This is a genomic window from Mesorhizobium sp. AA23 (genome assembly GCF_001672435.1).
Lineage (GTDB): Bacteria > Pseudomonadota > Alphaproteobacteria > Rhizobiales > Rhizobiaceae > Mesorhizobium.
On the sequence record NZ_LYTP01000011.1, the window covers coordinates 1 to 13,410 of the forward strand.

Annotated in this window: 9 protein-coding genes and 1 pseudogene; 7 read left to right on the forward strand and 3 right to left on the reverse strand. The window is 65.0% G+C overall.

The window, feature by feature from the left end:
• Positions 1–109: pseudogene (locus A9K66_RS31130) on the forward strand (IS5/IS1182 family transposase); the annotation flags it as partial.
• A 13-nt stretch (positions 110–122) separates the two neighbouring features.
• Here A9K66_RS31130 and A9K66_RS10165 read toward each other — a convergent pair.
• Together A9K66_RS10165 and A9K66_RS10170 are read right to left on the reverse strand one after the other, a co-directional pair.
• Positions 123–1,604 (reverse strand): esterase-like activity of phytase family protein, encoded by a 1,482-nt coding sequence (locus tag A9K66_RS10165; protein WP_067323146.1) that lies wholly within the window; start codon positions 1,602–1,604, stop codon positions 123–125.
• 244 nt (positions 1,605–1,848) lie between these two features.
• A complete protein-coding gene (locus A9K66_RS10170; RefSeq protein WP_067323149.1) occupies positions 1,849–2,874 on the reverse strand; it encodes a LacI family DNA-binding transcriptional regulator in 1,026 nt (341 codons plus the stop codon).
• A 197-nt stretch (positions 2,875–3,071) separates the two neighbouring features.
• On the opposite strand from A9K66_RS10170, the gene A9K66_RS10175 reads away from it, so the two are divergent.
• The 5 genes from A9K66_RS10175 to A9K66_RS10195 all read left to right on the forward strand — a co-directional run bounded on the left by A9K66_RS10175 (position 3,072) and on the right by A9K66_RS10195 (position 8,046).
• Entirely contained in the window at positions 3,072–4,103 is a 1,032-nt protein-coding gene (locus A9K66_RS10175; RefSeq protein ID WP_067323151.1) for a Gfo/Idh/MocA family oxidoreductase, read from the forward strand.
• Positions 4,103–5,008: a sugar phosphate isomerase/epimerase gene (locus A9K66_RS10180; RefSeq protein WP_197504177.1), complete on the forward strand. Its 906-nt coding sequence runs from the start codon at positions 4,103–4,105 to the stop codon at positions 5,006–5,008. The genes A9K66_RS10175 and A9K66_RS10180 overlap by 1 nt, the downstream gene beginning before the upstream one ends.
• 93 nt (positions 5,009–5,101) lie before the next feature.
• Positions 5,102–6,115, forward strand: coding sequence for a substrate-binding domain-containing protein (locus A9K66_RS10185; protein WP_067323154.1), 1,014 nt, complete (start codon positions 5,102–5,104; stop codon positions 6,113–6,115).
• 84 nt (positions 6,116–6,199) lie between these two features.
• Positions 6,200–6,994 carry an ATP-binding cassette domain-containing protein gene (locus tag A9K66_RS10190; protein ID WP_067323157.1) on the forward strand — a complete coding sequence of 265 codons (795 nt, stop codon included), beginning with the start codon at positions 6,200–6,202 and terminating at the stop codon, positions 6,992–6,994.
• Positions 6,994–8,046 (forward strand): ABC transporter permease, encoded by a 1,053-nt coding sequence (locus A9K66_RS10195; RefSeq protein ID WP_067323158.1) that lies wholly within the window; start codon positions 6,994–6,996, stop codon positions 8,044–8,046. Before A9K66_RS10190 ends, A9K66_RS10195 begins: the two co-directional genes overlap by 1 nt.
• Positions 8,047–8,088: 42 nt before the next feature.
• Here the strand turns inward: A9K66_RS10195 and A9K66_RS10200 are convergent, their stop codons facing one another.
• Positions 8,089–10,785, reverse strand: coding sequence for a UvrD-helicase domain-containing protein (locus A9K66_RS10200; protein ID WP_067323162.1), 2,697 nt, complete (start codon positions 10,783–10,785; stop codon positions 8,089–8,091).
• A gap of 182 nt (positions 10,786–10,967) precedes the next feature.
• Between A9K66_RS10200 and A9K66_RS10205 the strand changes: the two genes are divergently transcribed.
• Positions 10,968–13,280, forward strand: a complete 2,313-nt coding sequence (locus tag A9K66_RS10205; protein WP_067323165.1) for a glucose/quinate/shikimate family membrane-bound PQQ-dependent dehydrogenase — start codon at positions 10,968–10,970, stop codon at positions 13,278–13,280.
• Positions 13,281–13,410 lie beyond the last annotated feature (130 nt).

The window sequence follows — 13,410 nt, forward strand, 5'->3', positions numbered from 1 at the left end:
CTTCAACAAGCTCAAGCATTTCAGACGCTTCGCCACACGCTTCGATCGTCGCGCCGGCCACTTCCTCGCCTTCACCCATCTCGCCGCAGCTATGTTATGGATGCGCTGAATGTCGATTCAGCCTAGTTTGCGGCGAGACTGTTCCCCGACAGGCCGGGCAGGGTAACCCGATAGACCAGGAAGGTGGTGTCGACATCGGCGCCATCCTCGGCCTTGTACGGGGCACCGACCTGGAAGCCGTCCTGGGTGAGAAAGTCGTTGTCGTTGGCGACGAACAGGAAATAGTCGTCAGGCAGCTTCGGGTCCAGCACGCTCACCAGCGACATCGCCTCCCACTTCTCCGAGAGGTTGTTCCTGTCGTTCGGCGCGCCGTTGTGCAGGCCGAAACGGCCGAGTTCGCCCTTGTCGTTGATGTCGATGAACGAGGTGAGCTTGGCCGGCGTCACCGACGGATCGAGCACGCCTTTCGGCGCAACCGGCTTGTCGGCGGCGTCGAATGGGCCGTTGGCGATATCGGTGGCCGCGGACAGGTCGACGATCTCGATCTTGCGGTAGACCGACTCGGCGTCCTTCAGCCCCTGGCCGTTGCCGCTGTCGCGTGCCAGCATCAAAAAGCTCTTGTCGGACAGCGCCACGATCTCGCTCTGCGCGGCCACTTTGATCTTGCCCTTGGCGTCCTTGAACACCGGCAGCGGTACGACATATTCGTGCGCCAGCTTGAGGTGGGCGAGGTCGGAGGCGTCATAGACCAGCGCGCGGGTGTTCCGGCGGGTCGAGCCGGAATCGCCGCCATCCTGGCGCGGCGCCGACTGCAGCACGGCGATCAGGAACTTGCCGTCCGGCGTCATCGACATGCCTTCGAGGCCTTGATTGTTCTGGCGGCCGGTCTCGGGATCCTTGGGATCCGGCTCGGCGGCACCCGGGCCAGGATTGTCGGAAGCGAAGTTCGGCTTGCCATGGCGTATCGGCACCAGGGCCGCCGGCGGCTGCGTCGCCGACATCAGGCGGCCGTCGGCCGAAAAGCGATAGATGTTGGGGCCATATTCGTCGGAAATGAACATGGTGCCGTCGGGCAGGCGCACGACCGCCTCGTCGTCGAGCGAAAGCTTGCCATTGTCGGCCTGCGGCAGGATCGGCATGTCGCCGGCAGCGGGGCGCACGCCGTTGAGCGGGTCGAGGCCGGTGGCGTCGGCGCCCTTGTCGTCGGTCAGGAGCATGGTGTCGACGAGCGTTGCCTTGACGCCCGACTGTTCCTGGCCGGCGGCGGGCGCCGCGCCCGGAGGGGTCGGGGTCAGCTCGATTGCAATGGTGTTCAAGCGGGGCCGGTAGTCGGTGGTGCCGGCGACGTTGTAGCCGCGGTCCGGCAGCAGCCAGAGCGAGCCTTTGTAGCCGGCGCCGTCACGCGCCCAGCTCTTGGCGTCGATTGCCATGCCGGAGCCCGAACCAAAGGTCTCGCCGAATTTGTCCTTCTGGCTGGCGGGGATGCGGCCAACGCAGACCAGCCCCTTGTTGACATAGCCAACACCCTCGGCGAGCGCAGGGCTCAGCACGGTGAACAGGGCGATTGCCGCGCCAAGCGCGACGGTTCGGTTGAGGTGCTTCATGATGTCCCCATGTGACGAGCAGAGCCGGAATGGCGTCACATCGGGTCTAGGACGCGAACATCATACTTGCGTGACAGGAGTGGGGCTCCTTCCTTCTCCCCATGTGGGAGAAGGTGGATCGGCGCGCAGCGCCGAGACGGATGAGGGGTGTTCCAGCGGAGCGAGACGTTGGCTTTCCCTGGAGCACCCCTCATCCGTCGCCTTCGGCGACACCTTCTCCCGCAAGGGGAGAAGGAGAGGGTGCTCAATCGCTCTCGCGCGCGACGAGCTCCAGCGGCCAGACTTCGCGGATCGTGCGTGGCCCCTCCGGACCGGCATGGGCCGGGAGTGACGCCAGCAGCATCTCGGCCAGCCGCCGGCCCATCGGCTCCAGCGCCGGACGGAAGGCGGTCAGCGTCGGCGAGAAGTAGCGGCAGAGCGGCGTGTCGACGATGACGATCACCGCGATGTCGTGGCCGGGCCTGATGTCCATCTCGGCCAGTGCCTTGCAGCCGCCGAGCGCCATCGCGTCATTGTTGAAGATGATGGCTGTCGGCCGGTCCTTGGAGAGCATGACACGCGGCGTCACCTGGTAGCCGCCGGTCTCGTTGATGAAGCCGTCGGCGATCAGGCCGGGGTCGACTTCGATGCCGTGCCGCTTCAGAGCCTTGCGGTAGCCGTCGAGGAACAGGTAGCCGAAGTTGAGATCAAGCGAAGGGCGGATGGCAGCTATGCGGCGGTGGCCGCGCGCAACCAGCCGGTCGACGGCTTCATCACCCGCCCTCTCGAAATCGATATCGAGCGAAGGATAGGTGTCGCCGCCGGATTGACTTCGGCCAAGCGTGGCGAAGGGAAAGCCGGCCTTGCTCAGATAGTCGATCCGATCGTCTTCCCGCCGTGTATTGGCCAACACGACCGCGTCGGCCCGGCGCGTCTCAACCACGCGGCGCAGCCGCTCCTGCTGATACTGGCCGGGCTCGCCCATGACGACCATCAGATCCAACTCATGCTCGGCGAGCCGCGCCTGCAGGCCGGTCAGGAACGGAATGAAGAACGGCTCGCCATATTGCTGGTCGCCGGGATGCGGTTGCAGCATGAAGGCGATCGAGCGGGTGGCGCCCTGGCGCAGGCTGCGGCCCGACTGGTTGGGCGAATAGTTCAGCTTCCTGGCCGCCTCGAGCACGCGCTGGCGCGTCTCCGCATTGACGTCGGCGCGGCCGTTCAGCGCGCGCGACACGGTGCCGATCGAAATGTTCAGGTGACGCGCGAGATCGTGGATGCTGGACGCCAAGGTAGGTTCTCCCCCTGACCTCGCTAGCACCGGCCGTCCTTCAGGCCAAGCAGTGCATGTCGATTTTCGCGAGCAGGTGATTGACATTCTACGCCATCGGGTGTGTTCTCGTAAACGTTTACGGAAAAACGTTTACGGTGAAGCCGGAAATGCCGTGACACTCGGCCTGGAGGGGCCGAGCGGAGGAGGAGCGCTGGATGATGAAGGTCGTCCTGGTCGGGTGCGGAGCCATGAGCAGGCAGTGGCTCGATGCCGCGAGGCAGATCGACGGGCTTGCCATTGCCGGCCTTGTCGATCTCGATGCCGATCGGGCGCAGGCGAGGGCGCGCGAGTACGAGCTCCCCAATGCCGTCATCGGCACCAGCCTCGATGCCGTTCTCGATCAGACCCGGCCCGATGCCGTGTTCGATGTCGTGGTTCCTGCTGCGCGGCGCCAGGTCGCGCTTTCGGCCTTTGCCCATAACTGCCATCTGCTCACCGAAAAGCCGCTTGCCGACAGCCCAGAAAATGCGCGCGCCATCATCGAAGCGGCGCGCCGCGCGGGGCGGGTCCATGCCGTGGTTCAGAACCGGCGCTATGTCGCCAATGTCAGGCGGATCCGGCGGTTCCTCGATTCCGGCGCCATCGGCAAGCCGACCAGCATCCATGCCGACTTCTTCGTCGCGCCGCACTTCGGCGGCTTTCGCGAGGAGATGCGCCACGTGCTTTTGCTCGACATGGCGATCCACACGTTCGACGCCGCCCGCTACATGGTCGCCGGCGAACCGGCCGGCGTCTATTGCCAGGAGTGGGAGCCTGCCAATTCCTGGTACCGTCAGGGCTCGTCGGCCAGCGCGGTGTTCGATTTCGGCGGCGGCAAGGTCTTCACCTATGCCGGCTCCTGGTGCGCGGACGGTTTCCGCACGAGTTGGGAAGGCAGCTGGCGCATCGTCGCCGAGCGCGGCAGCCTGTTGTGGGACGGGCATGACGGGTTGAAGGCCGAGGTGGTTGCATCCGGCCGCGACGGTATCATCGACAAGACCCAGTCGATCGAGGTGCCGGCGCTCGACGCGGCCGACAGAGTCGACGGCCATCTCGGCATCATCCAGGATTTCATGCGCGCGATCGAGACCGGCACCGAACCGGAGACGCGCGGCACCGACAACATCAAAAGCCTAGCCATGGTCTTTGGCGCCATCGAAAGCGCAGAGACCGGACGCCGCGTCGCAATCGCAAAGGAAACGCCGTGATGCCGAACCCGCTTCTCGACATCAGGATCGGCACCATGGTGCGAGCCAATCTCGACGACCCGGCCGCCTATGTGAAACAGATCCTGCCGCTCGGCTTCGAGAGCATCCAGCCCTTTTTCTGGCAGACGCTGGGCGGCAAGGACCTAAAGCGCCTGGCGGGCGAAATCCGCGAAGCGATCGGCGATGCGGACGTCGCCGTCTCATCGATCGGCGTGTTCGGCAATCCGCTGGAGAACGGCGAGGTCGACCGCGGCGTGCTCGCGGCGTGGGAGACCGTCATCGACAACGCACATCTGTTCGGCACCACGATGGTCTGCGGCTTCACCGGCCGGCTGCGCGGCAAACCGCTGACCGACAGCCTGCCCCGCTTCCGCGAGGTCTGGGGGCCGCTGGCCAGGCGCGCCGCCGACAAGGGCGTGCGCATCGCCTTCGAGAACTGTGCGATGGACGGCAACTGGGCGAGCGGCGACTGGAACATCGCCCACAACCCGGACGCCTGGGAGCTGATGTTCAACGAATTGCCCGACGACAATCTCGGGCTCGAATGGGAGCCCTGCCACCAGCTCGTCTATCTGATCGACCCGATTCCGCAGATTCGCAAATGGGCGCCGCGTATCTTCCACGTCCACGGCAAGGACGCCACCGTGCGCTGGGACGTGATCCGCGAGCACGGCGTGTTCGGACGCCTGCCATTCGTGCAGATGCGCAGCCCCGGCTTCGGCGACAGCGACTGGACCCGGGTGATCAGCGAATTGCGGCTGGCCGGCTACAAGGGCGCCATCGACATCGAAGGCTGGCACGACCCGGTCTATCGCGGCGACCTCGAGATGACCGGTCAGGTGCGGGCGCTGGGCTATCTGAAGCAGTGCAGGGGAGGAGCCAGCTACCTGCCCAATCCGGTGTGAGGACCGGCCGGCGGGAGGAGCCGGCCACCAAGACTACGGCCGAAGCAATCGTCGAAACCCTCTGTTGCGAGGGACCAAAAGGGAGGAACGTGCATGAGCATCACGACGAGAAGGACTGTTCTGCGCTCGACCGTCGCGGCGGCTGCTGCGGCGCTCTGCGCCTCGATTTCCACCTTGCCGGCAAAGGCGCTTGACGCCCAATGGTGCAAGGACGTCCATATCCGCTTCTTCGTCGGCGGCGCCGAGGGCGACGCCTTCGGCACCATCGTCTACAATGGCGCCAAGCAGGCGGCGGCCGATCTTGGGCCGAAGGTCGACTACATCTTCTCCCAGTGGGATGTCGAGAAGATGGTGCAGCAATTGCGCGAGGCGGTCGCGGTCAAGCCGCAAGGCATCGCCATGATGGGCCATCCGGGCGATGCCGCGATCATGCCGCTGGCCGAGCAGGCGCATAAGGACGGCATCAAGATGATGTACCAGAACGTGCCGGTGCCGAAGGTGGTGGAAGCGTTCGGCGGCGGCTATGTCGGCGCGCAGCAGGAGCAGCAGGGCCGCGCGCTCGGCGCCGAGGCGTTCAAGCTCGGCAAGCTCAAGGCCGGCGACAAGGCGATCATGATCGGCCCGTTCGAGAACGAGAATCGCGGCGCGCGCGAGCGCGGCACGGTCGCGGCGCTGAAGGAGGCGGGCGTCGAGGTGATCCAGCTGTCCTCGCCGCCGAGCGGCGAATGGGCGTCCGACCCGAACCTTGCCATTCCGGTGATCACGGCGGCTCTGCTCAACCACCCCGACGTCAAGGCGGTCGGCTATCCCGGCGGACAGATGCTAGGCAACGTCGCCACCTATATGCAGGCGGCGGGACGCAAGCCCGGCGACATCTTCAACTTCGGCTTCGACACCAGCCCGCAGATCGTCGAAGGCTTCAAGGGCGGCTGGGTGCAGCTGACGGCCGACCAGCAGCCTTTCCTGCAGGGCTATCTGCCGATCTTGAGCCTTTGCCAGCAGGTGGTGCTGGGTCTGGCGCCGATGAATGTCGATACCGGCGCCGGCTTCGTCACGCCGCAGAATTACGAGATCGTCGCCGAGCTGGCCAAGCAGGCGCTGCGTTGACCTCCCAGGCGGTCGGTCGGGGTTGGGCCCGGCCGACCGGATCGCCGGCAAGCGGCCGATAACACAATTGGAAGCGAGGATCGCATGGGCGAACGCATCATCGAACTGCGCGATATCAAGAAATCCTACGGCCAGGTCTATGCGCTGGGCGGCGTCAACCTCAGCGTCGATCGCGGCGAGGTGGTCGGCTTGATCGGCGACAACGGCGCCGGCAAATCGACGCTGATCAAGATCCTATCCGGCGTGGTCAAGCCGACAAGCGGCGACATCCTCGTACGCGGCAAGCCGGTGACCGGATGGAGTGCCGCCCGCTCGCGCGATGCCGGCATCGAGACGGTCTTCCAGGACCGCGCTTTGGCCGTGCAGCAGACGATCGTGCGCAACATCTTCATGGGCCGCGAGCTGACCGGCTTCATGGGCTGGCTGAAAGTCAACAAGGAGATCGAGGAGGCAAGCCGGCTGATGCGCGAGATCGGCTTCACATCGAAAGTGTTCACGCCGCATTCCATCGTCGGCCAGCTCTCGGGCGGCGAGCGTCAGGGTGTGGCGATCGCGCGCGCCATCTACAAGCAGGCGGAGCTGATTATCCTCGACGAGCCGACGACGGCGCTGTCGCTGACGGAGACCGCCAAGGTCTTCCATTTCGTGCGCCAGGTGCGGGCGAGTGGCCGCTCGATCCTGTTCATCGGCCACAACATTCATCATGTCTTCGACATCGCCGACCGCTTCGTGGTGCTCGACCGCGGCAAGGTGGCGTTGACGGCTGACCGCAGCGAGGTCAAGTCAGCCGACGACCTCATCAACTTTATGGAAGAGATCGCGCATCCGGGTGGCCTGCCAGGGCTACACGAGGCGGGCGGAGCGGAGCAGAGAGCGTGATGAGCAAGGCCATGGAACCCGATCTGCAAACACCTCTGGGAAGAGCAAGCGGCCCGACAGAATCAGGCAAGCAGTGGAGTCATCCTTCCGATCACTGGCTGCGCGGCTTCGTCCTCGACAATCGCGCGGCGCTAGGCACGCTCGCCGTGTTCATCGTCATGATGGCGATCTTCATGATCGCCAACCCGACCGTCTTCACCACCTGGTATCTTTACAGCTCGGTGCTGACGACGCTTCCCGTCGCGCTGTTCGTTGTCGTGCCGCTGGTCTTCGTAGTCACCTGCGGCGAGATCGACCTATCGTTCCCGGCGACGATGGGTTTCGCCTCATGGGCCTTCGCGATCGTCGTGCAGGCCGGCTACGATCCGTTCCTCGGCATCGCCGCGGCGCTTCTCACCGGCACGCTGCTCGGCTTCCTGGTCGGATCGCTGGTGGTCTATGGCGGCCTGTCGTCGCTGATTGCCACGCTCGGCATGAACTTCCTGCTGCGCGGGCTGATCCAGATCATCAACGAGGGCAGGTCGACGGCGCTGACCAATCTGGCCGACAGCTCAGCTTACGCGATCTTCTCCAGCCAGCTCTGGGGCATCCCGGTGCAGATCTTCTGGGCGATCGCCTTCGTCGTGTTTTCGGCGCTGCTCTACAACCGCCACCGCTTCGGCGCCCAGGTCAAGGTGGTCGGCGACAATCCGGACAGCGCCAAGCAAATGGGCATCGACGTTCAGCGCGTCCGGGTCAAGGTGTTCGTCTTCACCGGCATCGGGGCGGCGATCGCCGGAACCTTCTCGGTGATGATCAACTTCACCTGGTGGCCGACGGCGGGCGACGGCTACCTGCTGCCGGTGCTGGCATCGGTGTTCGTCGGCGGCACGCCGACGTGGGGCGGTATCGGTACAGTGGTCGGCGGCGCGATCGGCGCGGTCACCGTGTCGTTCATCCAGACCGGCGTCGTCGCCGCGGGCCTCAGCGGCTTCTACGTGCAGTTCTTCAACGGGCTGATCATCATCCTGTCGCTGCTCGGCCACAAATGGAACCAGGCGCGGTATCGCTGAGAGGCTGCGGTTTTCGGACGGTAATCCGTTGGCGGCCGCCGCTCAAACGCTGGTGACAAACCCGTCCAGCACGCGTTTCTGGCCGGCCTTGTCAAAGTCGATGGTCAGCTTGTTGCCGTCGATGGCGGCAATGTTGCCGTTGCCGAATTTCTGGTGGAAGACGCGGTCGCCGAGCTTGAATGGCGAAGGTGTGTCGGCGACCGATTTGGCGACCAGCTCGCCTTCGATGGTGCGGCCTTTCACCGAGGTGCGGCCAGCGCCATAGCCGCTGTCGGTCTCGCCATAGCCGATGCGTTCGACCTGGTGGCCGGAGCGTGTGCCCCAGTTGCGGTCGGTCGCTTCGGTGCGGTTCGCCTGCGCGCGCTGCCAGCCGGGTGTTGCATAGGTGTTGGAGAAGCTGCCGGGTTTTTCCGCGCCGATATTGTCGAAGCGCGAGGCGCCGTAGGGATTCTGCCGGCCGCCGCCGCGGTCTGAGGCGAAGGAGCCGCCGCCATAGGGATTGCCATAGCCGCCATAGGAATTGCCGCCATCGGCGACATCGACATGGGCTTCCGGCAATTCATTGACGAAACGCGACGGAATGGTCGATTGCCACAGGCCGTGGATCTGGCGGTTTGAGACGAACCAGACGTGCAGGTTCTTTTTCGCGCGCGTCAGGCCGACATAGGCGAGGCGGCGTTCTTCCTCGAGGCCGGAGCGGCCGCCTTCGTCCAGCGCGCGCTGATGCGGGAACAGGCCTTCCTCCCAGCCGGGCAAGAATACGGTCTCGAACTCAAGCCCTTTCGCCGAATGCAGCGTCATGATCGAGACCGCATCGAGCGATTCGCCCTGCTCTGCCTCCATGACCAGCGCGACATGCTCGAGGAACGAACGCAGGGATTCATACTCCTCCATGGAGCGGATCAGTTCCTTGAGGTTCTCCAGCCGCCCGGGCGCTTCGGCCGAACGGTCGTTCTTCCACATGTCGGTGTAGCCGCTCTCCTCGAGGATGGTCTCGGCGAGCTCGGTGTGCGGCGTGGTCTCCAGCGCCTTCTGCCAGCGCTCGAAATTGGCCGCGACCTCGCGCAGCGCGGCGCGCGGCCTCGGCTTCAACTCGTCGCTTTCGGCGAGTGTCGCCGCGGCCTCAAGCATCGGGATTTGCATCGCGCGCGCGGTGTCGTGGATCTGGCGGATGGTGGCTTCGCCGAGCCCGCGCTTCGGCACGTTGACAATGCGCTCGAAGGCAAGGTCGTCGCCGCTGTTGGCGACGACGCGGAAGAAGGCCAGCGCGTCGCGGATTTCCAAGCGTTCGTAAAAGCGCGGGCCGCCGATGACTCGGTAGCTCAAGCCGAGCGTGATGAAGCGGTCTTCGAAGGCGCGCATCTGGAAGGACGCGCGCACCAGGATCGCCATATCGTTGAGGTTGTGCTTTTGCCGCTGGTAGGCCTCGATCGCCTCGCCGATGGCGCGCGCCTCTTCCTCCGAATCCCAGGCGGCATGGACATGCACCTTATCGTCCTCGGGGTCGTTGCGGTCGGTGAACAGCGTCTTGCCGAAGCGGCCCTCATTGTGGGCGATAAGATGCGAAGCCGCACCCAGTATATGCGCGGTGGAGCGGTAGTTGCGCTCCAGCCTGATGATGGTGGCGCCCGGAAAATCCTTGTCGAAGCGCAGGATATTGTCGACCTCGGCGCCGCGCCAGCCATAGATCGACTGGTCGTCGTCGCCGACGCAGCAAATGTTGACAGTGGATCGACGCCGGTTTCCCTCCCCCTTGAGGGGAGGGTGGCCGGGTGAAGCCCGGTCGGGAGGGGTCCTCGCGGCAGTGCTCGACGCTCCGGCGCCTGATGACTGGGCGGCGCCTTCCGCGGCGACCCCCTCCGTCCGCTTCGCGGACACCTCCCCCTCAAGGGGGGAGGATTGCAGCCTCTGCGCCAACAGGCGCAGCCACATGTATTGCGCGGTGTTGGTGTCCTGGTACTCGTCGACCAGGATGTATTTGAACTTGCGATGATAGTCCCTCAGCACGTCCGGATAGGCGCGGAAGATGCGGATCGGGTGATAGAGGAGATCGCCGAAGTCGCAGGAATTCAGCGTCTGCAGCCGTTCCTGATAGGCCTTGTAGAGCTGGCGCCCCTTGCCGTTGCCGAAGCTGCGCGCGTCGCCTTCCGGAATCTCGTCGGGGCCAAGGCCCTTGTTCTTCCAGTTGTCGATCATCTGCGCGAAGGTCTTGGCCGGCCAGCGCTTGTCGTCCAGATTTTCGGCCTGGATCAGCTGCTTGATCAGCCGCACCACGTCATCGGTATCGAGGATGGTGAAATCGGATTTCAATCCGGCAAGCTCGGCATGCCGGCGCAGCAGCTTGACGCCGATCGAGTGGAAGGTGCCGAGCCAGGGCATGCCCTCGACATTCTGCTCGCCGATCAGCAAGCCGATGCGCTGCTTCATCTCGCGCGCGGCCTTGTTGGTGAAGGTGACGGCGAGAATCTGCGAGGGGAAGGCCCTGCCGGTGGCAAGGATGTGGGCGATTCGCGTGGTGAGCACCCGCGTCTTGCCGGTGCCGGCGCCGGCCAGCACCAGAACCGGGCCTTCGGTCGTTTCAACAGCGAGCCGCTGTTCGGGATTGAGGCCGTTCAGATAATCGGGCGCACGGTTCTGCGCGTTGCGTGCGGCCATGGCGCGCGCGGCAAGGCCGGATGGGGCGGCGGGCCGCGCATTCGGTTCGTCAAAAAAGGGCATGTCTTCCGAAAAGCCGGACATCGCCCCCGAATGTAGTGATTCGGCAGCGAAAGGCCAGAAGTGTCTCCGTTTTGTTCTAGTTGTTCCTGTTCGGGGCCGCCTTGACAGGCGCAACTTGCGAGAGAAAGCTGCCAACAGGGCAGGGACGGCAAGCCGTTGCCTCAGAGGCGCCGCAAGCGCGCAACAGTCGAAGGAGTATCGTCTTGGCTGTCACCATCACCTCCCTCGTCCTTTTGCTTATCGGCCTGGTCCTCGGCGGCGGCGGCATCTGGCTGGTGACGTTGGGTGGCAGCTGGTACTACCTGATTGCCGGACTGGCCTTCCTGATCACCGCCTGGCTCATTTTCCGCCGCAGATCGACAGGGCTCTGGCTCTATGCCGCGATCGTGCTCGCCTCGCTGTGCTGGGCGGTTTGGGAAACCGGCTTTGATTGGTGGCAGCTCGGCCCGCGCGGCGGCATCATCGTTCTCATCGCGCTCTGGCTGCTGACGCCATGGGCCAGGCGGGGATTCACCGGTCCGGACGGACGCGCTCCGCTCATCCTGGCGGTGCTCGCATCGCTTGCAGTGGCTGGCTATTCGATGACCGCCGATCCGAAGGACATCGGCGGCACGCTCAACACCGATAAGGTGACGCCGACGGCCAATCTCGGCGGCGACATGCCGGCGGGCGAATGGCATTTCTACGGCCGCACGCCGTTCGGCCAGCGTTACTCGCCGCTCGCTCAGATCACGCCGGATAATGTCGCCAAGCTGCAGCCGGCCTGGACCTACCGCACCGGCGACATGAAGGGTCCGGACGACATCGGCGAGACGACCTATCAGGTAACGCCACTCAAGGTCGGTGATGCGCTCTACATCTGCACGCCCCACAATTTCGCCATCGCCATCGATGCCGCGACCGGCAAGGAGAAATGGCGCTACGACCCGAAGATCAAGCTCGATCCCAACCGCCAGCACCAGACCTGCCGCGGAGTTTCCTATTACGCCGATGCGAAGATCGCGGCGGGCCAGCCCTGCGCGGCACGCATCTACCTGCCGACTTCGGACGCCCGGCTGATCGCTCTCGATGCCGCGAACGGGCAAGTTTGTCCGTCCTTCGCCGAAGGCGGCACGCTGAACCTGATGGCCAACATGCCCTTTCCGAAGTCGGGCTATTATTATTCGACCTCGGCGCCGCTCATCCTCGCCGGCAAGATCATCGTTGGGGGCGCGGTCAACGACAATTATTCGACCGAGGAGCCGTCGGGCGTCATCCGCGCCTATGACGCGGGCACCGGCGCGCTGTTGTGGAATTGGGATTCCGGCAAACCGGATCAGACGGCGCCGCTGCCGGCGGGGCAGAACTACACCAACAACTCGCCCAACATGTGGTCAACGGCGAGCGCCGACGAGAAGCTTGGCCTGCTCTACCTGCCGCTCGGCAACCAGACGCCCGACCAGCTCGGCATGGGCCGCAGCGCCGATGTCGAAAAATTCTCCTCCTCGATCACTGCGCTCGACCTCAACACCGGACAGTTGCGCTGGGTGCGCCAGACGGTGCATCACGACCTGTGGGACATGGACGTGCCGGCGCAGCCGACGCTGGTCGACATCACGACGGGGAGCGGCGTGGTGCCGGCACTGGTAGGGCCGACCAAGCAGGGCGATCTTTATGTGCTCGATCGGCGCACTGGCGAACCGATCATTCCGGTGAAGGAAGTGCCGGCACCGGGCGGAGCGATCGAAGGCGACCATACCTCGCCGACGCAGCCGTCCTCCGACCTGTCGTTCAACCCGAAGCCGCTGACCGGCGCCGACATGTGGGGAATCACCATGTTCGATCAGCTGGCGTGTCGGATCGAACTGAAGAGACTGCGTTACGAGGGACGCTACACGCCGCCCTCGCTGCAGGGCACGCTGGTCTATCCCGGCAATTTCGGTGTGTTCAACTGGGGCGGCGTCGCGGTCGACCCGGTGCGACAGGTGATGTTCGGCATGCCGACTTATCTCGCTTTCACGTCGAAACTCATTCCGCGCGCGGACGTGCCGCCGCCCGGCGACACCAAGGGCAGCGAGCAGGGGCTCAACCGCAATGAGGGCGCGCCTTACGCGGTGGTGATGGGGCCATTCCTGTCGCCACTCGGCATTCCCTGCCAGGCGCCGCCCTGGGGCTATGTCGCCGGCGTCGACCTGAGAACCGGCCAGATCGCCTACAAGCATCGCAACGGCACCGTCTACGACATGACGCCGCTGCCCCTGCCGCTCAAGGTCGGCGTTCCAGGCATCGGCGGGCCGATGATCACGGCCGGCGGCGTCGCCTTCCTCGGGGCCGCCGTCGACGACTATCTGCGTGCATATGACCTTACGACGGGCAAGCAGCTCTGGCGCGCGAGGCTGCCGGCCGGCGGCCAGTCGACACCGATGACCTACACCGTCGCCGACGGCCGCCAGTTCGTGGTCATCGTCGCCGGCGGCCACGGCTCGGTCGGTACCAAGCCGGGCGATTATGTGATGGCTTACACGCTGCCCAAGTAGACGAGGACATCCAATCGCGCCGGCCTTTTTCGCCGAGCACGTGGCCAAGCGCCTGCAGCGACGACAGCAAGCGCCGCCTCGCCAGCCGCTACGCCGGCGGCCATCACGTTCCCGGCATTCCCCTTTTTGC